The sequence below is a fragment of the Mycobacterium sp. genome (assembly GCF_049278535.1).
In the GTDB taxonomy this organism is placed as follows: Bacteria; Actinomycetota; Actinomycetes; order Mycobacteriales; family Mycobacteriaceae; genus Mycobacterium.
On record NZ_JBAPMI010000109.1, the window covers coordinates 1 to 20,682 of the forward strand.

General features: G+C 65.9%; 15 protein-coding genes and 1 pseudogene. 7 read left to right on the plus strand and 9 right to left on the minus strand.

All coding sequences use genetic code 11. From position 1 onward, the window contains the following. Positions 1–1,597: acyl-CoA dehydrogenase family protein (locus tag WAO18_RS07040; protein WP_422205025.1), on the minus strand; the 1,597-nt coding region annotated here is incomplete at its 3' end. A 152-nt stretch (positions 1,598–1,749) separates the two neighbouring features. On the opposite strand from WAO18_RS07040, the gene WAO18_RS07045 reads away from it, so the two are divergent. After that, the gene (locus tag WAO18_RS07045; protein ID WP_422205027.1) at positions 1,750–3,255 is read left to right on the plus strand and encodes a CHAD domain-containing protein; all 1,506 of its coding nucleotides are present in this window, start codon (positions 1,750–1,752) and stop codon (positions 3,253–3,255) included. Further along, complete coding sequence (locus WAO18_RS07050) at positions 3,252–3,989, plus strand: ParA family protein (RefSeq protein WP_422205029.1); 738 nt, start codon at positions 3,252–3,254, stop codon at positions 3,987–3,989. Before WAO18_RS07045 ends, WAO18_RS07050 begins: the two co-directional genes overlap by 4 nt. Here WAO18_RS07050 and WAO18_RS07055 read toward each other — a convergent pair. The 3 genes and pseudogenes from WAO18_RS07055 to WAO18_RS07065 all read right to left on the minus strand — a co-directional run bounded on the left by WAO18_RS07055 (position 3,953) and on the right by WAO18_RS07065 (position 7,167). Then, positions 3,953–5,773 (minus strand): ATP-binding cassette domain-containing protein, encoded by a 1,821-nt coding sequence (locus WAO18_RS07055; RefSeq protein ID WP_422205055.1) that lies wholly within the window; start codon positions 5,771–5,773, stop codon positions 3,953–3,955. The genes WAO18_RS07050 and WAO18_RS07055 overlap by 37 nt on opposite strands. A gap of 528 nt (positions 5,774–6,301) precedes the next feature. Further along, a pseudogene (locus WAO18_RS07060) lies at positions 6,302–6,568 on the minus strand (FHA domain-containing protein); the annotation flags it as partial. A 110-nt stretch (positions 6,569–6,678) separates the two neighbouring features. Then, positions 6,679–7,167: a MarR family winged helix-turn-helix transcriptional regulator gene (locus WAO18_RS07065; protein WP_422205030.1), complete on the minus strand. Its 489-nt coding sequence runs from the start codon at positions 7,165–7,167 to the stop codon at positions 6,679–6,681. 126 nt (positions 7,168–7,293) lie between these two features. Here WAO18_RS07065 and WAO18_RS07070 point away from each other — a divergent pair, with 126 nt between their 5' ends. Both WAO18_RS07070 and WAO18_RS07075 read left to right on the plus strand, forming a co-directional pair. Next, the gene (locus tag WAO18_RS07070; RefSeq protein ID WP_422205032.1) at positions 7,294–9,381 is read left to right on the plus strand and encodes an ATP-binding cassette domain-containing protein; all 2,088 of its coding nucleotides are present in this window, start codon (positions 7,294–7,296) and stop codon (positions 9,379–9,381) included. Between the two features lie 80 nt (positions 9,382–9,461). Further along, a complete protein-coding gene (locus WAO18_RS07075) occupies positions 9,462–10,220 on the plus strand; it encodes a CbiQ family ECF transporter T component (protein WP_422205057.1) in 759 nt (252 codons plus the stop codon). Here the strand turns inward: WAO18_RS07075 and WAO18_RS07080 are convergent. Genes WAO18_RS07080 through WAO18_RS07090 form a run of 3 tightly spaced genes read right to left on the minus strand, consistent with a single transcriptional unit; the run spans position 10,217 to position 13,246 of the window. Further along, positions 10,217–11,554 carry an ABC transporter substrate-binding protein gene (locus WAO18_RS07080; RefSeq protein WP_422205034.1) on the minus strand — a complete coding sequence of 446 codons (1,338 nt, stop codon included), beginning with the start codon at positions 11,552–11,554 and terminating at the stop codon, positions 10,217–10,219. The two genes, WAO18_RS07075 and WAO18_RS07080, sit on opposite strands and share 4 nt — an antisense overlap. Then, a complete protein-coding gene (locus WAO18_RS07085; protein WP_422205036.1) occupies positions 11,551–12,375 on the minus strand; it encodes a carbohydrate ABC transporter permease in 825 nt (274 codons plus the stop codon). Before WAO18_RS07085 ends, WAO18_RS07080 begins: the two co-directional genes overlap by 4 nt. Next, the gene (locus WAO18_RS07090) at positions 12,362–13,246 is read right to left on the minus strand and encodes a carbohydrate ABC transporter permease (RefSeq protein ID WP_422205038.1); all 885 of its coding nucleotides are present in this window, start codon (positions 13,244–13,246) and stop codon (positions 12,362–12,364) included. Before WAO18_RS07090 ends, WAO18_RS07085 begins: the two co-directional genes overlap by 14 nt. A 33-nt stretch (positions 13,247–13,279) precedes the next feature. On the opposite strand from WAO18_RS07090, the gene WAO18_RS07095 reads away from it, so the two are divergent. From WAO18_RS07095 to WAO18_RS07105, 3 genes are read left to right on the plus strand one after another with little or no spacing between them, the layout of a single operon-like run. Next, entirely contained in the window at positions 13,280–14,797 is a 1,518-nt protein-coding gene (locus WAO18_RS07095) for a TldD/PmbA family protein (RefSeq protein ID WP_422205039.1), read from the plus strand. After that, positions 14,794–16,167 carry a metallopeptidase TldD-related protein gene (locus WAO18_RS07100; RefSeq protein WP_422205041.1) on the plus strand — a complete coding sequence of 458 codons (1,374 nt, stop codon included), beginning with the start codon at positions 14,794–14,796 and terminating at the stop codon, positions 16,165–16,167. Before WAO18_RS07095 ends, WAO18_RS07100 begins: the two co-directional genes overlap by 4 nt. A gap of 7 nt (positions 16,168–16,174) precedes the next feature. Then, positions 16,175–17,017 (plus strand): carboxymuconolactone decarboxylase family protein, encoded by an 843-nt coding sequence (locus WAO18_RS07105; protein ID WP_422205043.1) that lies wholly within the window; start codon positions 16,175–16,177, stop codon positions 17,015–17,017. A gap of 86 nt (positions 17,018–17,103) precedes the next feature. Here WAO18_RS07105 and WAO18_RS07110 read toward each other — a convergent pair whose 3' ends face one another. Both WAO18_RS07110 and WAO18_RS07115 read right to left on the minus strand, forming a co-directional pair. Beyond that, the gene (locus WAO18_RS07110; protein ID WP_422205044.1) at positions 17,104–17,718 is read right to left on the minus strand and encodes a sigma-70 family RNA polymerase sigma factor; all 615 of its coding nucleotides are present in this window, start codon (positions 17,716–17,718) and stop codon (positions 17,104–17,106) included. Between the two features lie 126 nt (positions 17,719–17,844). Next, positions 17,845–20,637 (minus strand): AAA family ATPase, encoded by a 2,793-nt coding sequence (locus WAO18_RS07115; protein WP_422205046.1) that lies wholly within the window; start codon positions 20,635–20,637, stop codon positions 17,845–17,847. Positions 20,638–20,682: the final 45 nt, after the last annotated feature.

Sequence of the window (20,682 nt, forward strand, 5' to 3'; positions counted from 1 at the left end):
GCACTGCGTTGAACGCGTCGAAGGCCGACATCTCCTTCGACTTCGCCTGCAGCCGGCGCGCCACCGACGCGATGATGTATTCCTCGCGGTCCTCGAACATCTTGACCTGGGTGCCGCGATTGAACAGGCTGCCTTCTTCTTCGTTGTCCTGCCGGGAGTCGATGACGGTTTGGATAATCGTCTCGGCCGCAGTGCGTTTGAGCACCCGCTCGCCGGCGAAGTTCGCGGCGAAGCGCACCCATTCCACCGGGCTCATGCCTTTGATGTCGTCGGCGTAGGCGGTCAGCAACTCCTTGGCCACCAACTGGGTCAGCACGTGGTTGTCGCCCTCGAACGTGGTGAACACGTCGGTGTCGGCGCGCAATGCGATCAGTCGGTTGTCGGCCAGATAGCCGGCACCGCCGCACGCTTCACGGGCTTCTTGGATGGCGGTGGACGCATGCCAGGTGTTCGCGGCCTTCAGTCCGGCCGCCCGCGACTCCAACTCGCGCTGCTCCTCGGCGTCGGGTGATTCAGCGGTCTGCAGGTCGTGGCATTTGGAAACCAGTTCGTTCTGCGCGAACTGCAACGCATAGGACTTGGCGATGAGCGGGAACAACCGGCGCTGATGAACCAGGTAGTCCATGATCAACACTTCGCCGCCATCATCGGGGGCGGTGAACTGCTTGCGCTGCAAGGCGTATCGGGTGGCGATGTCCAGGGCCACTCGCGCCGCGTTGCCGGCGCTGCCGCCGACGGTGACTCGTCCGCGAATCAGGGTGCCGATCATCGTGAAGAATCGGCGGTTGGGGTTTTCGATGTCCGAGTAGTAGGTGCCGTCTGCCTCGACGTCGCCGTACTTGTTCAGCAGGTTGACCCGCGGCACCCGAACGTGGTCGAACACGATGCGACCGTTGTCGACGCCCGGCAGGCCACCCTTGTACTGACAGTCCGACGTCGTCACCCCGGGCAGGTCGTTGCCCTCGGCGTCGCGGATGGGTACCAACAGGCAATGCACCCCATGGTTGACCTGCTCGCCGTTCTCGGTCGTGATGAGTTGCGCGAATACCGCTGCGACGGTGGCAGTTTCGGCGGCCCCGCCGATATAGTCCTTGCGTGCGCTCGGGGTCTCGGAGTGGATCACGAACTCTTCGCTGGCGGCGTCGTAGGTCGCAGTCGTCTCGAGGGACTGGACGTCGCTGCCGTGTCCGGTCTCGGTCATCGCGAAACAGCCGCGTAACTCGAGGTTGATGATCTTCGGCACGTACGCGTCGTGATGGCGTTCGGTGCCCAGGTTCTCCACGGCGCCGCCGAACAGGCCCCACTGCACACCCGCCTTGACCATCAAAGACAGGTCCGACATCGCGAGCATCTCGATCATCGTGACTGCGGCCCCGACGTTGCCGTTGCCACCGTGTTCTTTGCGGAAGCCGTCGTCGGCTGCGCCCGCGGCGGCCATGATGCTCATCTGCTCGGCCACTTTGGTACGGGCGATCACCGTGTTCGGTGTGTAGTGCGGGCGGAAGATATCGTCGGCCAGCCGCTCCCGCATCTGGTTCTTCACGTCGCGCCAGCGTCCGTCCAGCGAGTTGCGCAAGTGTTCCGCAGTAGTGGTCATACCCGACGGTAACCGATCGGGATCGGCCGCTGAGTAGGCTCCGGCAGGTCAGCCGACACTATGACGGCTCGGCACGAAGTTGAACTTTCCGTTAACCAAAGGTGTCTATAGTCTGCTGCGGTCGCGGAAGGGCGGCCAATGGAAGGTAAGGAATGGGCAGGACTCCCCGCGCTTTCAGCAAGGAGGGCGCGGTCGACGTGGAGGCGGTTGCGGCGGCCTTGCAGCCGAGGTTCGCCTTGGGCGCCGGAACCGACCGGACGGTCGCGCGCACCTGGCTGGACACCTTTGACTGGCGGCTGCACTCCGCCGGAATCTCGCTGGAGTACGTCGACGGCGGTCCGCTGATCCTGCAATTCCCGGATGGTGTGCGATTGCAGGCGCCGCTGGCCGGGGTGAAATGGCCGGCCGAGGCACATGATCTACCGGTTGGGCGGCTGCGCGACTCGCTCGCGCCGATCATTGCGCTGCGTGCCTTGATGCCGGTGGTCACCGTGCGTGGTGTGGTCCGGGAGAGCCGGGTGCTCAATGCCGACGCAAAGACGGTCGCCCGGCTGCTGACCGAAAGCGTCGACGACGGCACGAGTCAGTTGCGGATCCAGCCGCTGCGCGGCTACGAGGCCGCGGGTGACCGGATCGCGAGTCTGTTGTCCGGTGTCGACGGGCTGACCGCGCTGACGGCCACGCCCTACCACCTCGCGCTGACGCATGCGGGCAGGACCCCGCTGAACGGAGACGGCGGTCAGCGGCAATTCCGGGCCGAAACGCCTGCGGCCGTGGCGGTCGCGGAGATGCTGGCAGGCTTTGCGGCGACGATCGACGAAAACGTGCCGGGCACCATCGCGTCGATCGACACCGAATTCCTGCACGACTTGCGGGTGGCAATACGCCGAACCCGTTCGATTCTCAAGCTCGCCGGCGATGTGCTGCCCGGGGACTTGGCCGAGCGGTTTCAGCCGGAGTTCAAATGGCTGGGCGATCTGACCACCCCGGTCCGCGATCTGGATGTTTACCTGCTCGAGCTCGACACCATGACTGCCCGGCTGACATCAGCAGACCCACAGGATCTCGATCCGTTCCGGTCGTTTCTGGTTCGACACCGCGCTGCCGAACGGCGGCGCCTGGTGCGCGGGCTGCGGTCGCGGCGCTTCGAGCAGTTGATGAGCGAGTGGCGTAGCGCGCTGACCCAGGTCGCCGCCACCGCTGAGGGCGAGCCGACGGTCTCGACGCTGGCGCGTCAGCGGCTTACTGAGGCGTACCGGAACGCCGCGCGGCGCGGCAGGCGGATCACCGCGGACTCGCCCAGCGACGACGTGCACGCGCTGCGCAAGCGATGCAAAGAGCTGCGCTACCTGCTCGAGGTTTTCCGTCCGGTGTGCGCCAAGGAACCGCACCGTCGGCTGGTCAAAGAGCTCAAGTCGCTCCAAGACACGCTTGGCGATTTCCAGGACGGGGAGGTGCAACGGGAAGCGGTCCGCGAATTCGCCGCGGCGATGATGGAGCAGGGGCAAGCGCCGCCGCAGACGGTGCTGGCAATGGGTGAGATGGCTGCGCAGCTCGACACGCATCAGCTGAGCGCACGCGCGGCGCTGGCCGGGCGGCTGCAACCGTTTTTGGCCACCGAAAACCGTGCCCTGGTCAAGGCGCTGGTGCGCCGATGAAGATCTACGCGACGTACAACATCAAAGGCGGCGTGGGCAAAACCTCGGCCGCGGTGAACCTGGCCCACCTGGCGGCGCTGAGCGGCTACAACGTGCTGCTGTGGGATCTCGACCCGCAGGGCGCGGCGACGTTCATGTTCCGGGTCAGGGCAAAGGTCAAGGGGGGCGGCCGGGCTCTGGTGGACGGCACGCGATCGCTCGACGATGCCATCAAAGCCACCGACTTCGACGGGCTCGACCTGCTGCCAGCGGATTTCAGCTACCGCAATATGGATGTGCAGCTCGACGACATGAAACGGCCGACGCGCCGGATCCGCCAGTTGTTGCGGCCGCTCGAGGGCCAGTACGACGTCGTCTTCCTCGACTGCCCACCGAGTATTTCGTTGTTGTCGGAAAACGTCCTGCACGCCGTCGACACTCTGCTGGTGCCGATGATCCCGGCGACGTTGTCGGTACGCACCTTCGACCAGTTAACCGGCTTCGTCAGCGATTTCGACGGCAGGCAGCCGCAGGTGCAAGCTTTCTTCTCGATGGTGGACCGGCGTAAGCGGCTGCATTGCGAACTGGTGCAACACTTGTCGAGCGAAAGATCGGGGATCCTGACGACTGCGATTCCGGCGCTGTCGATCATCGAGCAGATGGCCGAACAACGCGCTCCGGTGACAGCTTTCGCGCCGCACAGCGCCGCGTCACGTTGCTACAAAGCGCTGTGGTCGGAGATCAATGGAAGTTGATGCCGGCGCGACGGTCGTCTCAATCGCCAGCGCAGCGCGGCGATGGCGACTATCGCGAGGCCGGCCAGTACTCCCATGTCGAGCAGCCACTGGCCGGATGAGTGCTTCCATGAATCATCGGATTCGGCAAGCGGATTGACTGCGTGTACGTCGACGGTCGACGCGGCGGCGGCGAAACCCCATCGGGAGGGCATCAGCCCGGCGATCTGCTCTAGCGGGAACCGGCCGGCTATCGGGAACATCGCCCCGGCGAACACCAGCGAGAGCAGGACGATCAGCACCGCGGTCAGCAGGACTTCTTCGGAGTACGTCGCAAGCGATGAGAAGGCCAGCGCGACCATCGCCGAGACGATAGCCGTAGCGGCCAGCGCGATGAACAACTCGACGCTTGCCCCGAACTTGCTGTGGCCGAGCAGAACAGCGCCGTGGCTGGGGGCCCCCTTGCCTACTGTCGCGACAATTGTGATGACGGCGGTCTGCACGATCGCGGTGAGGCTGTAGACGATGGCCTTGCCGGCCAGGAATGCCGATGCCGACAAACCGTGCGCCTGTTCGCGCCGGAAGATGCGCTGTTCGCTGAAGAGGTCGCGGATGCCCAGCGCGGTGCCCATCACCACGGCGCCGACGGCGAGCACAGCGAGGATCTCGACGGCCTCGTCGGGGCTGCTGCCGTACCGACTCGCCGGCCCGAGGCCGGCGTGGCCGGGCACCAGCAGCGAGAACGCGCCGAAAAGCAGCGGCAGGATTGTCAGGAAGATGAAGTACCGCTGATCCGCAACCATCAACCAGGCCTGCCGACGGGCCGCGATGATGCTCTGGCGCAACAGGTTCGGGCGTTCGGGAGAGGCGGGGTGCTCGGCGGGGATCGGTGGCTCCGGATCCGCGGCCGGCGAGTCGTCCTGGTGGGCCAGGTACATGTCGTGCGCGCCGTACGGGTCCGCGCGGACGCGCTTGAGGATCTCCGCCCAGTCGGTCGAGCCCAGCTGCGGACCGATCTCAGCGGGTGCGCCGGCGAATACCGGAATGCCCGTCGGGGTCAGAACCAGCACTTGGTCGCACGCGTCGAGGTTGGAGGGCGCCGTCGTCGCCACCACCACGACACGCCCCTCGTCGGCGACTTGGCGCAGCGTTGCCGAGATCTGCTGTTCGGCTTCCGAGTCGAGCCCGGCCGCCGGTTCGTCGAACACAAGCAGCGACGGTTCGGTCAGCAGTTCCATCGCCAGCGACGCGCACTTGCGTTGTTCGGCGGTCAGCGTGCCCGCCTTTGCCGTACGCAGCGCACCGAGCTTCATCTTGTCGAGCACGGAGCGGACGACCTCGCTGCGAAGATCAGCGGAAGTTCTTGGTGGCAAACGTAATTCAGCGGCATAACGCAACGCTTGCTCGACGGTCAGTTGCGGATGCAGTAGATCGTGACGCGGCACCAGTCCGACATGCGGTCGCACGTCATCTGCGGCGACATCGTGGCTGTCGAAATCGACTGTGCCGACGCTGGGTTGAATCGTGCCACCCAGCACGTCGACCAGAGCCGATCTGCTTGCTTCCGACAGCCCAACGACCGCCGTCACTGTCCCCGGCGATGCGGTGAACGACAGATCCGCCAGCGCCTGTTCGCCGTCGACGCTCAGCCGGACGCGCCGCGCTTGCAGCGGACCGGTGATGCTCACCCGCTCCGCTGATGGCAATGCGGCTTTCTCTTCGTTCGGTGTCGGCAGCGCAGTGGTAGGTGCGGCCTCATGCGGCCGGGGCTCGGGCTGGACGCGGCGCGGCAACAGCTTCTGCATCGCGCCGGTGAGTCGCGCGGCGATTACCTTCCGCCTCGGCTCAGGCGCAGGGAAGGCCGGTGGAGATTCCGGCTGAGGTTGCTGGGGTGGCACGTGAAGCTGCGGTGGTGGCGAAGGCATGAGCGGCGCGGGCGGCGGCGCCTGAAATTGCGGCAGCGCAGGAGCTGGCGGCGGCATAGGCACGGGCGGCGCAGGAGCTGGCGGAGGCGGAGGGGGAGGCATGGGCGGCGCGGGTGGTGGTGGCGGAGGGGCCAACCAGGGCGCAGGGCTCGGCGCCGGCGGCGGGCGATGAGGAGGGGGCGGCGGCCTATGAAGAGGTGGCGGCGGGCGATGAGGAGGGGGCGGCGGCCGATGAAGAAGTGGCGGCGGGGGTGGAAACGGCGGCCGGTTGTGCTGAACGGCCTGCGGCGGCGGCAGCGGAGCTGGGGGTCGCATCGGGGGCGGTGGCGGCATTTGCGGTGGTGGTGGAGGCGGGGTACCGAACTGGAAGACCAACCGCGGCCCGTGCTGCGGATCGCCAAGGGTGATCGCTCGACCCTCGTGGATGAAGACTGTCGACATCCGGACACCGTCGACGTAGATGCCGGCTTCGCTGCGATCAACGGCGATCCACTGGCCGCCGTCGTAATGCAGCACCACCAGGGTCGGGTTCGCGGATGGGCCGGCGCCTTCAAGGCGGATGTCCGCGTGGCTGTCGAACCCGATGGTCAGGTCGCGGCCGGGTGGAAAGGCATATCTACGCTGGCCCAGCCAGACGATCAACGGGGCACCGAACGCAGCCGTCGACACGGCCACCCCCTTTCCCGCCCATCGTCTGGAGTCAAGACTCCATTATCCAGCCGCCATCATGCGTCGGGAATCGACCGTAGGCCGTCGGCGCTGGCCAGACACCCCCGGGGCAGCGACTAGCGAGACGCGCCCGGTCGGGCGACGGTTGCCGAGTCATCGAGTAGACGGCGCAGCACGATCACGGCGTCCACCAATATGTCGCGATCGGCAGCCTTCAGCTGGGCCAGCTGTGGCTCGATGGCATTCGCCCGATCGACCCGCACCCGTGTGAGCGTCTGTAAACCCTCAGCGGTGATCCGGATGCGGACCGCCCGGGCGTCGCCCGGGTCAACGGTCCGGGTGACCAGGCCGGCTTCTTCCAGCCGTCGCACCTGGGTGGTCATCGTCGGCTGCGAGCAGTGGTCCACGGCTGCGAGATCGCAGATACGCGCTTCACCGTGGGCCTCGATGGTCGACAAAAGGCGGGCTTGTGCGGCCGGCAGTTGCATCTGAATGCGCTGAGTGGCATAGCGATTGAGTCGGGCGACGACGGCGAGCAGATCCGCGCCGAGACCGGCGACAGCCTCCTCGGCCCCGCCACGCTCAGTGGTTGCGGATGACATCATGCATATATAGTTGCATAGCTAGGCTATCTAGATCCACTTACCGGCCAATTTCATGGCCGTTGACTCACATGAACCGCCATTGTTCGCTTACGGGAGTTGCCCGTGACAACTGGCAGAATTGATCAAATGAACGCGACTCGCCCTGCGTCCGGGACAGATAAGTCCCGCTCGCTGCGTCCTGGCGAGCTCGCGCAGGCGTCGGTTATGGCCGCACTGTGCGCGGCCACCGCGATCATCTCCATTGTTGTGCCGTTCGCCGGGGCGCTGTCGTTGCTGGGCACGGTCCCGATGGGGTTGCTGGCCTACCGCTATCGCATCCGCGTGCTGATCGCCGGGACGGTCGCCGCCGGACTGATCGCTTTTTTGATCGCCGGACTCGGCGGTTTGATGACGGTAGGCAACAGCGCCTATGTCGGCGGGCTGACCGGGATCGTCAAGCGCCGGCAGCGCGGCACCGGGACCGTGATCGTCGTCTCCGTGGTCGCCGGAGCGGTATTCAACCTGTTCGCGGTCGCGGCGTTGGCGGTCCTCTCCCGGCTGCGGCACCTGATCTTCGACGCGGTCACCGCCAATATCAACGGGGTCGCGACCGTCTTGACCGGAATCGGGCGCTTCATCACCGACCATCCGTTCCCGCTCAGCACACGCATCGGGGACGGACTTGATAAGACCGCCCACGGACTCCAATGGTTCCTCGCCGAGGCGCTGCACTACTGGCCGTGGCTGATTTTCACCAACGGCATCGTCTCGATCGTGATCGTGTCGCTGATCGGGTGGTGGGCGCTCTCGCGTGTGCTGAACCGGATGCGCGGCATCCCCGATGTGCACAAACTGGACGCGCCGCTGGACACCGCACCTGTCGCGCCGGTACCGGTGCGGTTGGATCAGGTCCGCTTTTGCTACCCGAACACCGACCACGACGCGCTGCGCCCGGTCGACCTGGAGGTCCGGGCCGGCGAGCATCTGGCCATCACCGGAGCCAATGGTTCCGGCAAGACCACGTTGATGCTCGTGCTGGCCGGCCGGGAACCGACGTCGGGCACCATCGAGCGCCCCGGGTCGGTCGGGCTGGGCAAGTTGGGCGGCACCGCAGTGGTCATGCAGCATCCGGAAAGTCAGGTGCTGGGCACCCGGGTCGCCGACGATGTGGTGTGGGGTCTGCCCCCGGGGACCACCACCGACGTGGCCCAGTTGCTTCGCGAAGTCGGACTGGAATCGCACGCCGAACGCGACACCGGAAGCCTCTCCGGGGGTGAACTGCAGCGGCTGGCGGTGGCGGCCGCGCTCGCCCGCGAGCCTGCGTTGCTCATCGCCGACGAGGTCACCAGCATGGTCGACCAGGAGGGCCGCGAGGGACTGCTCGGCGTGCTGTCGGGTCTGAAGCAGCGGCACCGGACGGCGCTCGTACACATCACGCACTACAACAACGAAGCCGAATCCGCAGACAGCACAATCAATCTCAGCGAGTCCGGGGACAACACCAGCATGGTCGAGACGATTCCCGTGCCGGTGGCGACGTCACCGGTGGGACACGAATCGGGCCCGGCGATCCTCGAGGTCACCGGCGTCAGCCACGAATACAACAGCGGCACACCATGGGCCAAGGCCGCGCTGCTCGATGTCAACTTTGCGGTACATCAGGGCGACGGCTTGTTGATTCATGGCGGCAACGGCTCGGGTAAGTCGACGCTGGCATGGATCCTTGCCGGCCTGACGGTGCCGACCACGGGCTCCTGCCTCCTTGACGGCCGGCCCACCCACGAACAGGTCGGCGCGGTGGCGCTGTCGTTCCAGGCGGCACGGCTGCAGCTGATGCGCAGCCGGGTGGACTTGGAAGTGGCTTCGGCGGCAGGCTTTTCGCCGAAGGACCACGACCGGGTGGCCACCGCACTCGCCGTCGTCGGATTAGACAGTGGGTTGGCCAAACGGCGGATCGATCAGCTCAGCGGAGGTCAGATGCGCCGGGTAGTGCTGGCCGGTCTGCTGGCCCGCTCGCCGCGGGCGCTGATTCTGGACGAGCCGCTGGCGGGCCTCGACGCGGTCACCCAGATCGGCTTGGTGCGACTGCTCGAGGAGTTGCGCCGCGAGCAGGAACTGACCGTCGTGGTGATATCCCACGACTTCGCCGGTCTGGAGGATCTCTGCCCTCGTACGTTGGATCTACGTGACGGCGTGCTGCACGCGGTCTCGGCGGCGGCTGGGGGATTGTCGTGACCACGGCGCCACCCGACGAACGATCCGAACGCAGGCGGTCTCGCTCGGTCGTGCTGCTGCGCCCGGTGCCCGGTACCTCCATGGTGCACGAGTTGTGGGCCGGCACCAAACTGCTTGCAGTTGGCGGTATCTCGGTATTATTGACGTTCTATCCGGGGTGGATCGCGATCGGGCTGGTGGCGGCACTGGTGTTGACGGTGGCCCGGATCGCCCACATTCCGCGCGGCGCGCTACCCAATGTGCCGCACTGGTTGTGGATGCTGCTGGTGCTTGGCGGGCTGTCAGCGGCGTTCGCCGGCGGCAGCCCGACGTTTGAGGTGGCCGGAGTTCCGATCGGGTTCGGCGGCCTGTTGAATTTCCTGCGGGTCACTACCCTGTCGTTCGTTCTGCTGGGTCTGGGAGCGATGGTGTCGTGGACTACCAACGTCGCCGAAATAGCGCCCGCCGTAGCCACTTTGGGTCGGCCGCTGCGGTTGCTGCGGATTCCGATCGACGAGTGGGCCGTCGCAATCGCATTGGCGCTGCGGGCATTCCCGATGTTGATCGACGAGTTCCGGGTGCTCTACGCCGCGCGCCGGTTGCGACCTAAACGTGTCGCGCACACTCGCCGGGCACGCCGCCGGCGCCGGGCGTTGGAAGTGGTCGACTTGATCACGGCGGCTCTCACGGTGACGTTGCGCCGTGCCGACGAGATGGGTGACGCCATTACGGCGCGCGGTGGGATCGGCCAGATCTCGGCGCTGCCGTCGCGGCCGAGACAGGCGGACTGGATTGCGCTGGCGCTCATCGTCGCGGTTTGCGGCGTTGCTGTCGCGCTCGAAATTCCGATCGGGCGCTAGCGGCTCGCGGCAGCGTTGGCGGCGTCCTGGGCTCGACGCAAGGTCGTGGCGATATCGCCACGACCGAGGAACATCTCATCGAAATAAGGTTTGAGCACCTGATTGCCGGCGGCAAACCCGGCGCCACCGGGTGCGGAGATGCGTGGACCGTGGAGGACTTCGAAGAAAGGCTTGACGTCGATGCCCTTGGTCAGCCAATAGTCGAAGTACACCCGCTGCGCTGCGGTGACCGCGGGGATGGCGCTGCCCTCACGGCCGATGTATTGATTACCTTCGGTGCTGCCCAGCCACGCCAGCACCTGGCGCACCGCATCGGGGTGCGCCGAAGCTGAGTTACCAGCCGCGGCAATGCCGTTGGTGACGCTGACTCGGCCTTTGGGACCAGCGGGCAACATCGTCACGCCCCAGTGGAACTTGGCGTGCCCGGCCACTGCTGCCAAGTTGTAGGTGCCGGACTGGAACAGCGCCATCTTGCCGGCCAGGAATTGGTTGCGGGAGAAGTCACCGTTGTCGTTGGTCTCCGAGGCCGGCGGCGCGACGTGGCCATCGTTGATCAGCTTGACCAGGTAGGTGAAAGCCTCGACGGCGCCTGGGTTGTCGAATGCGAAGCGGTCCCCGTTCTGGAACACCCCCCCGGCCGAGCCGACGTAGTTCAGGTAGATGCCCTGTGCGTCGTTGGCCGCGTTGTACGCCCACTGCCGGATCCGCCCCGCGTCGAAACCCGGTGTGGCCGCGGTGTGCCCGTCGGCGTCGATGGTGAGCCGGGCCAGCAACGGGCGCAGCGTGTCACTATCGCCCGGACCCCAGCGCAGCGCTGCCAGGCCGGCGACGTCGACACCGGCGGCAGCAAGCAGATCCGCGTTGTAATACAACGCGATTCCGGCATCGGTGAGTTGAGGTACCGCCCACAGCTTTTGGTTGCGGGTGAACTGCTGGACCACCGCCGGTTCCCACGCCGGCGCGGCCTTCGGCCCGAGGGCTTTCCCGACGTCCATCAGGCGGCCACTGTCGGAGTATCCGGCGAGGTAGGCGTTGGAGACCCAGAATACGTCGTCGGCGCTGCCGCCGGCGACGTCAGTGCGCAGGGTAGTGAAGTAGTTGGAATACGAGACGACGTTGGTGTGTACCTCGATGTCCGGGTGCGTTCGGGTGAACGCCGCGAACGACTTTCGGTAGGCGGCGGCGACCTGGTCATCCCACAGCCGGACTGTGACCACGGTGCGACCACCACCCGGACGCGCGGTGACATCCAACAGCACCGCTGCAACGGCCAGCAGCACCGCGATCAGCGCGAAGCCCAGGGCGAAAACTGTGGAAAACCGCGGCCGGGTCATTTCAGTCCTGTGACGACGATTGAGCGGACGATGTGCCGCTGGAAAATCACGAACAGAACCAGAAGCGGCACAATCGCCACCGCCGTCGCGGCCATCACCAACGTCCACTGTGCGTTGTATCGCGACTGCAACGCAGCCGTCGCCACCGTCAGTACCTGCCACTTGGCACCGCTGGTGATCACCAACGGCCACATGAAGTGGTGCCACTGCGACACGACGGTGATCAGCATCAGGGTCACCAGTACCGGCCGGCTGGACGGGATCACCACGTGCACGATCACGTCCAACGTGTTGGCGCCATCCAGATGCGCGGCGTTGATCAGATCATCGGGGATAGCTCGAAAGTATTGGCGAAGAAGGAAAATGGCGTACGGCGAGCCGAATACGAACGGCAACACCAGCGCCCAGAACGTGTTACGCAACCCCAACTGCGCCATCATCAGATACAGCGGCACCACGGTCACGCTGCCGGGCACCATCAGCGTCGTCAGGTACACCCAGAACAGCGCGTCTCGGCCGGGGAACCGCAGCCGTGCGAACGCATAGGCGGCCAGCACCGAAGAGCTCAGCTGACCAAGCAGGATCACCGCCGTCATCAACGCGGTCACCGCCAGCGCGCGACCGAACCCGGCGCCGCCCAGGTCGGCGTAGTTCGCCAGCGTCGGTGGCCGCGGCCATGCCAGCGGTGTGCCCGTAGCGAACTGGTGCGCGGAGGTGAATGAGGTCAACAGGCCGAGGACGAATGGCGCCAGCGTGAGCAGTGCACCGGCCAGCAGGCCGGTGTAAACCATTACCGCCGAAACCTTTTTAGGTGAGGTCATAGCTGACCCGCCGACGGAAGTACACGTGCTGGACGATGGTGATGGCGACCAGGATGACAAACAGAACGACGGCCATCACCGAGGCTCGGCCGATCGACGCGGCCCCGAATGCTTCGGCATAGATCCGGTGGGCGACCAGATCGGTGCGGTCCTGCGGGCCGCCGCCGGTCAGCGCATAGACGGTGTCAAAAACCTGTGCGGCACTGATGATTCCAGTGACCAAGACAAAGAACATGGTGGGTCGCAGCATCGGCAGCGTGATGCGCCAGAACCGCTGCCACGACGTCGCGCCGTCGGTGCGCGCCGCGGAATGGATTTCGCCGGGAATGGCCAGGATGCCGGCGAGGAAGAACAGCGCGACGTATCCGACATTGCTCCACACGACGACGGCCGACACCACCGGCAGCGCCAGCCCAGGATCGGTCAGCCATTCGATGCGATGCCCTAACACCGTGCTGATGGCGCCGTCGGTGGGTGCCAGGATCCAGCGCCACAACACCGCGATCGCCAGCGGGACACAGATCCACGGCAGCACGTACAGGGTCCGGAACACGCCACTACCGGGCAGATCGCGTGCCAGCAGCGCCCCGACGGCCAGTCCGAAAACCGTCTGCACCGGAACCACGATCGCCACGAACGCACATGTCACCAGGAGCGAGTTGCCGAACGCCTTGTCGCTGAGAACCGAGCGCCAATTCTGGTCTCCGACATAGTCGATCGGTCCGAGCAAGTCCCAGCGGTGCAGGCTCAGCCATACCACCACCAAGATCGGCAACAGCAAAAACGCGACGACTCCGAACAGGCTCGGCGCGAGCAAGGCATACCCGAGCGCCGTTGATCGGCGTGGCGCTGCCAGCCCAGCGGTGCTCATAGAGGTATTAAAGCGGGTCGATACGGTAGGGACGTGACACCGAACCGGGGGATCGATGCCGACTTCCTCAGCCTGCCCCGCCACGAACTGGCCGATGCGGCGCTGTCCGCGGCTAGCGCTGCCGGAGCCACCCACGCCGACCTGCGAATTCACCGGCTGGTCAACGAGATCATCCAGCTGCGCGACGGCGAACTGGAGACGGCGGTGGTCAACCGCGAGATCGGCCTTGCCGTCCGGGTGGTCGTCGACGGCACGTGGGGCTTCGCCTCGCACGCGGAGCTGTTGCCGGACGTCGCCGCGGATACCGCCCGTCGCGCGGTGTCGGTGGCCAAGACGCTGGCCGCGCTGAACACCGACCGCGTCGAGTTGGCGCCCGAGCCGGTGTACGCCGACGCCACATGGGTGTCGAGCTACCGCATCGACCCGTTCACCGTGCCGATTGCCGACAAGATCACCGTGCTCGGCGACTACTCCGGCAGACTGCTTGCCGCCGACGGCGTCAATCACGTGTCAGCCAGCCTGCAGTCCGTCAAAGAGCAGACCTTCTACGCCGACACCGCGGGTTCGTCGATCACGCAACAGCGGGTGAGGGTGCAACCCCGATTCGAGGCGGTCGCCGTGGACAGCGGCGGCGCCGGGTTCGACTCGATGCGCACGCTGGCGCCGCCGATGGGTCGCGGCTGGGAGGTGCTGGCCGGCGACGACGTATGGAACTGGACGGGCGAACTCGCCGAGCTGCCGTCTCAGCTGGCCGAGAAGATGAAGGCGCCCAGCGCCCCGGCCGGGCGTAAGGACCTGGTGATCGACCCCACCAACCTCTGGCTGACCATCCACGAATCCATCGGCCATGCAACCGAATACGACCGCGCCATCGGCTACGAGGCGGCGTATGCGGGTACGTCGTTCGCCACCCCCGACAAACTTGGCACGCTGCGCTACGGCTCGCCGATGATGAACGTGACCGCCGACCGTACCGTCGAATTCGGTTTGGCCAGTATCGGTTACGACGACGAGGGTGTCGCCGCCCAGAGTTGGGATTTGGTTCGTGACGGGATTTTCGTCGGCTATCAACTTGACCGCGTGTTTGCGCCGCGACTGGGTCAGCCCCGATCCAACGGCTGCTCCTATGCGGATTCGCCGCACCACGTGCCGATTCAGCGGATGGCCAACGTATCTCTGCAACCCGGCCCCGAAGGTTTCAGCACTGCCGACTTGATCGCCCGGGTCGACGACGGCCTCTACATCGTCGGTGACAGGTCCTGGTCGATTGACATGCAGCGGTATAACTTTCAGTTCACCGGGCAACGGTTCTATCGCATCCGGCACGGACGCCTGGACGGCCAACTGCGCGATGTTGCTTATCAGGCCACCACGACCGACTTCTGGAATTCGATGGAAGCCGTTGGCGGTCCGTCGACCTGGCGTCTGGGTGGAGCGTTCAACTGCGGGAAAGCCCAGCCCGGCCAGGTGGCCGCAGTCAGCCATGGCTGCCCGTCGGCGTTGTTCCGTGGGGTCAATGTGCTCAACACCCGCGTCGAGGCGGGCCTGTGATCGGCGCACAGCAGGTCATCGACATCGCACTGGACGCTGCCGTGCAACTCGGCGGTGCCGATGAGACCATCGTGCTAGTCGGCGACCGCGTGGCGACATCGCTGCGCTGGGCGAACAACTCGATGACCACCAACGGCCTATCGACGGCCCGCAGTACGACGGTGATTTCGATTGTCCGACACGGCGATACGGCACAGGTCGGTACATTGACCTCAGCGGACCTAGATCCGTCGGCAATCCAGGAATTGGTGGCGGCGTCGCAGGCCGCCGCCGGGTCAGCGCCCGAAGCACGCGACGCCGCGCCACTGCTGAGCAGCAACACTGCGCCGGCGGACTGGGACGCGCCGATTCCGGTGACCGGACCGGAGGTGTTCTCCGACATCGCCGGCCCGCTGGCTCGCGGATTCCGGAGCGCCGACCAGCTGTATGGCTTCGCGCAGCATGCGCTGGAGACGACGTTTCTGGCGACGTCGAGCGGACTGCGCCGCCGCTACACCCAACCGACCGGCTCGGTGGAGATCAACGCCAAGCGCGACGGCGCCAGCGCCTGGGTAGGCGTTGGCACCCCCGACTTCGGCGGTGTGCCAACGGATTCGCTGCTCGAGCAGCTTGCGATGCGACTGGGGTGGGCCGAGTGCCGCATCGAGTTGCCGGCGGGACGCTATGAGACGATCCTGCCGCCGTCGACGGTGGCGGACATGATGATCTACCTGGCGTGGTCGATGAGCGGCCGGGGCGCGCAAGAGGGCCGCACCGCGCTCAGCGCTCCCGACGGCGGAACCCGGGTAGGGGAGAAGCTGACCGACCTGCCGCTGACGCTGTACTCCGATCCGGCGGCCCCCGGATTGGGCTGCACGCCGTTCGTGGCGACCGCGAGTTCATCGGAGACGCTGTCGATTTTCGACAACGGCATGAACATCGGCCGGGCGAACTGGATACGCGACGGGGTGGTCAACGCATTGGCCTACTCGCGGGCCGCGGCCACTGAGTTCGGTGCCCCGGTCGCCGTCGCCGCCGACAATCTCGTGATGACCGGCGACGGCACCGAACTCGCCGACATGATCGCCGATACCGAACGCGGGTTGCTGTTGACCACGCTCTGGTACATGCGCGAGGTCGACCCCACCACGCTGCTGCTGACCGGTCTGACTCGCGACGGCGTCTACCTGGTCGAAGACGGCGAGGTGACGGCGGCGGTCAACAATTTCCGATTCAACGAGAGCCCGCTGGATTTGTTGCGACGCGCCAGCCAAGCCGGTGTCAGTGAGCCGACGCTGCCGCGGGAATGGGGCGACTGGGTGACGCGCACCGCGATGCCGTCGCTGCGGATTCCGGACTTTCACATGTCATCGGTCAGCCAGGCGACATAATCCATCTGTGGTGCTGCACGACGAGCTGACCCGACTGGTGGCATTGTCACCGGGCGACGGTCGCACAACTGCCCTGATTCGGCGCACCTGCGCACAGACCCTCGGGTTGCCGGCGCTGCCCGCGCAAGTCGAAGTGAGCGGCCCGGAATCCGACGATGAGAGCGTCGTCGCCGACTTCGCCGAACAGTTCAGCATCGACGTCTCCACGATCGGCGCAGGCCAGCGCGCAGGGCTGTGGAAAGTGCTGGGCAACAGCACTTTCAGCACCGTCGTGCAGATGTATATCGCCGATTTCGTTCCGCGGGTGCGCGCTGGTCTGGAAGCGCTCGGAGTTGGTGACGAGTACCTCGAGTGGACTGCCGGGCCGGTGCGGTGGGACCACGACACCGATCCGTCCGGCATCGTGTTCAACGACTTTCTGCCGACGGTGGCCCGGCTGCGTCAGCTCGACGCGCTGACCGCGGAGGTGGTTCGGCTGCGCGGTGCGACCCAACACAACTGCCGGCTGTGCAAGTCGCTTCGCGAGACGACGGCGCTGGACGCGGGCGGAACAGAGACGCTGTACGGCGACATCGAGCAGTTCGAGGCATCGGCCCAGTTGACCGAGCGCCACAAGGCCGCGCTGCGTTATGTGGACGCGCTGATCTGGTCGCCCGGACGCATTGATCGCGACGTCGCTGCTGGGGTGCGTGCGCATTTCTCCGATGCCGAGGCCGTCGAGTTGACGCTCGACGTAATGCGCAATGCCAGCAACAAAGTCGCCGTCGCATTGGGTGGCGACGCACCGCGGGTCGAGCAGGGGACCGAGCAGTATCTGCTCGATGTCGACGGTCAAACGGTGTTCAGCTGACGTTTTTCTTTCGGCTCGTCACGGCATGCGAACATTGCTGCCGCGGGTTGGGAGTCGGACAACCCATCAGCAGTAGCGGCAGCCCGTTATGCGATTTGCTGTTCGGGCAATGCGACGTCGCTTCGGGTGTGGTCGAGGTGAGCCAACGCGGTACGCAGCCGTTTGCGCGCCCGCGAGGCGCGCGACATCGCAGTGCCCAGCGGGATGTTCAGAATCGCGGCGGTCTCCGCATAGGTGTATCCGTGGATCTCGGCGTAGTACACCACCGCCCGGAAGCCCTCCGGCATATCCTCCATCGCTGCTTGAATCTGGCTGTCAGGCAACGCTTCCAGGACTTCCGCCTCGGCGGAGCGTAGACCGCCGGGGACGCGTGCGGCGCTGGAGACCAGGTCCCGCTCGGTAATGTCGTCGACGGGAATTTCCGCCGGGCGACTCTGTCGGCTGCGGTACGTGCTGACCCAGCGGTTGTAGAGAATCCGGAACAGCCACGCCTTGAAGTTGGTGCCCTCCTGGAATGTATGAAAACCCGCATACGCGTGCAGCAGGGTGTCTTGAAGCAGGTCCTCAGCGTCGGCATCGCAGCGAGCCAGTCTTCGAGCTCCGCGCGACAAGACGTCGAACAGGGGCCCGGCTTCGCGGGCGAAGTGCGCGGCGAGAGCCCCGTCCGGTTCGGACGTGCCGACTACGGAAGCGATTCTCATGATCTGTCTCCGATTTCTGGTGGGGAGGCCCACTAGGGCGGTCAAGATCAGAATCACAGTTGAGAACGCGAAGCGGACCCTTGAAAGTTCGTAGTCCGGGTCCGTGGTGCAGGGGCCGGCTAGGGCCTAGCTGGCCCACGACACGGTGCGCAGCTGCCGCCGCGAGCTGATGCCGAGCTTGACGAAGACCTTCCTGAGGTGCCATTCGACCGTGTGCGTGCTGATGAACAACTGCGCACCGATCTCCTGGTTCGTCAGCCCTTCTGCGGCCAGTCGTGCGATCTGTGCCTCCTGGGCCGTCAGCTCATCCCCGGAAGCGACCGGTTGTTTGCGCACCTTCTCGCCGATGGCCACCAGTTCTCGGCGAGCCCGCTCGGCGAAGGCCGTCGCGCCCATTCGGGTGAACATCGTGTGGGCCTCGGTGAGGTGTCGACGCGCATCGAGTCGCCGGTTTATCCGGCGCAGCCACTCTCCGTAGCGCAGGTGGGCGCGAGCCAGATGTACGACGATGCCGGTGCGCTGCAAGCGTTCGATGCCTTCGCTGAAAAGACTGTCGGCGAGCTGATCCTCGGCTAGCAGGGCCCGCATACTCGCCAAAACACCGAGGCCCCAATCGGTTTCGCTAGCGCCAGCACGTTCTTCAAGTTGACGTATGGCCACGGTGGCCATCTGCTGCTCGCCGGCGTGTGTCGCAGCTTCGATGAGTTCGATCAAGCACCATCCGTAGAAGCCGAGGTCCTCATGTTCACACGCCTCGCGGGCGGCGGCGAAGGCCTCCTCGTAGCGGCCGAGTCCGTTGTAGAGCACAGCGGCGGTGTATCCGGCCAGGCCCAGCATTCGGCCTTCGCCTCTGGCGGTTCCCTCTGCGGTGGCTGCCTCGATCAAGCCAACAGCGTCGGCGGGGCTTCCCCGCCAGGCAGCCAGTAGTAATAAGTCGTATTTGAATGGCACGTAGCCCGTTGCAGCGGTGATCGAAGCAGCCTCTTCGATAAGTGTTGCGGCCGTGGCGAATTCACCGGCCAGCAGGTGGGCTCTCGCCCTATAGGCAAGCGCTCGCGGAATGATGGCCAGCGCACCCGTCTCACGGGCGTGCCGGACGATGTCGGTGGCCAATTGACGGTAGATCGTGTCGTCCCACAGCTCGGCGGCGGCGGTCTCCTGCACGACCGGGAAGGCAAGCGACATCCAGCGCAGCGCCTGGCTGTCGTTTTGTTTGGTCTGGGCGCAGATGAGCTCCAGTGCTTCACGCATCAGGTTCTTACCGTGGCTCGCATCGCCCACGATGCGGCTGGTCAGGGCGCCCAGTAGCAAGTCCATCGGTTGACGCAGCTTCGATACCCGGCCGACCGCACCGCGGGCAGTCTCGGCCGCATTCGCCAGTGCATCGGGTTCAGCGAGTCGCCCGGCGTACATGGTTGCGGCGAGCGCCTCGAGATAGGTCTCCCGGGCCAGTTCGTCGTCAAGAGTTTCCAGACGTTTGGCGGCGCTGAGCAGTTGAGTCGCGGGCTCGGCAAGGGCCGACGGGCCGGTAGCGCCGCCGCGGTTGCGAGCGAAGTCCATCTGGGCGCGTAGCCGAGCCACTTGGGCGCGTTGCAGGTCGGACAGTGGTCCTAGTTCGGCCGCTGCGAGCAGGTCGTACGCCGCAACGGGGGCTGCCGCGTCTCCTTTGGCCTGCGCGGCGGCGATCGCCCTGGAAGCGCGCCGGGCCGGGTCCGTTGTCAACGTGGTGGCGCGCTCCAAGAAGGCCGCCGCCGCGGCGATGCCGCCCCGGCTCTGGGCACGGGCGGCCGAGGTTTCCAGTTCCACGGCCACCGCCTCATCCGGTCCCGCCGCGGCATTTGCGGCGTGCCATGCCCGACGATCAGGGTCGGTTTTCGGGTCCGTCACGTCGGCCAACACCTGATGGATGGCCCTGCGGTCAGGCAGATCTGCGGCTCGGTAGGTCGCTGAACGCACCAAGGGGTGGTGAAAGTGCATGCGCGGGCCGAACTCGAGCACTCCCGCGGCCTCTGCCGGTGCGAGCGCGTGCACCGGGATGCCCAGTTTGGCTGCCGCACGCAAAAACAGCGCTGCATCACCAACTGGCTCGGCCGCCGCGACAAGCAACAACCGTTGCGTGTCGGCAGGAAGAGACCTGATGCGCTGGACAAAGCTTTCCTCCAGCTGTCCCGCCGAGCGGTGCACAGCCAGATTTCCGACGCCGCTGGCAAGCTCTGCCGCAGAGAGGTTTCGCGGCACCTCGAGCAGCGCCAGCGGAATGCCGCGTGTCTCAGCGACGATGCGGTCACGCACCCGTTCATCGATCCGTCCGGGGATGACGGAATACAGCAGCTCTCGGGCCTCGCCGTCGGACAGGCCGCTGATCGTGAGTTCCGGCAGACCCGCTAACGCCTCTGCGCCGTTGTCTCGGGCCGCGAATAACACGGCGACCGGCTCGGCCAGGAGCCGACGCGCGACGAAGGCAAGTGTCTGCACCGACACCTGATCGAGCCACTGCGCGTCATCGATGATGCAGAGCAGGGGCTGGTCGTTGGTGGCGGCGGCCATCAGGCTCAGCACTGCCAAGCCGACGAGGAAACGGTCGGGTGTGGGCCCGACACCGCGGCCGAAGGCGACGTTCAGCGCCTCGCGCTGCGGTTCGGGCAATTCGTCGAATCGCTCCATCAGCGGCGCACATAGTTGCTGCAGGCCCGCGAACGCGAGCTCCATGTCGGATTCGACGCCGGCCACCTGGACGCAGCGGAAGTCAGTCGCTAGCTCTGACACGTACCCGAGGAGGGCGGTCTTGCCGACGCCTGCTTCTCCGCGGAGAACCAAAACCTGGTGGCTACCTAATTGCACCGTCGAAATCAGCGCGCGCAGCGCCTCGCATTCGGCGGCGCGACCGCGCAAACGTTTTCCGTGGCCCTGGCTCGACATAAGCACCACCGCGTCTGGTCCCAGTGGACCTCGCCCGGTTTGGTG

Coding starts and splice junctions, on each gene's coding strand:
- WAO18_RS07045 (WP_422205027.1), top strand. CDS start 1,750: ATGGGCAGGACTCCCCGCGCTTTCAGCAAGGAGGGCGCGGTCGACGTG.
- WAO18_RS07050 (WP_422205029.1), top strand. CDS start 3,252: ATGAAGATCTACGCGACGTACAACATCAAAGGCGGCGTGGGCAAAACC.
- WAO18_RS07055 (WP_422205055.1), bottom strand. CDS start 5,773: ATGCAGAAGCTGTTGCCGCGCCGCGTCCAGCCCGAGCCCCGGCCGCAT.
- WAO18_RS07065 (WP_422205030.1), bottom strand. CDS start 7,167: ATGATGTCATCCGCAACCACTGAGCGTGGCGGGGCCGAGGAGGCTGTC.
- WAO18_RS07070 (WP_422205032.1), top strand. CDS start 7,294: ATGAACGCGACTCGCCCTGCGTCCGGGACAGATAAGTCCCGCTCGCTG.
- WAO18_RS07075 (WP_422205057.1), top strand. CDS start 9,462: ATGGTGCACGAGTTGTGGGCCGGCACCAAACTGCTTGCAGTTGGCGGT.
- WAO18_RS07080 (WP_422205034.1), bottom strand. CDS start 11,554: ATGACCCGGCCGCGGTTTTCCACAGTTTTCGCCCTGGGCTTCGCGCTG.
- WAO18_RS07085 (WP_422205036.1), bottom strand. CDS start 12,375: ATGACCTCACCTAAAAAGGTTTCGGCGGTAATGGTTTACACCGGCCTG.
- WAO18_RS07090 (WP_422205038.1), bottom strand. CDS start 13,246: ATGAGCACCGCTGGGCTGGCAGCGCCACGCCGATCAACGGCGCTCGGG.
- WAO18_RS07110 (WP_422205044.1), bottom strand. CDS start 17,718: ATGAGAATCGCTTCCGTAGTCGGCACGTCCGAACCGGACGGGGCTCTC.
- WAO18_RS07115 (WP_422205046.1), bottom strand. CDS start 20,637: ATGTCGAGCCAGGGCCACGGAAAACGTTTGCGCGGTCGCGCCGCCGAA.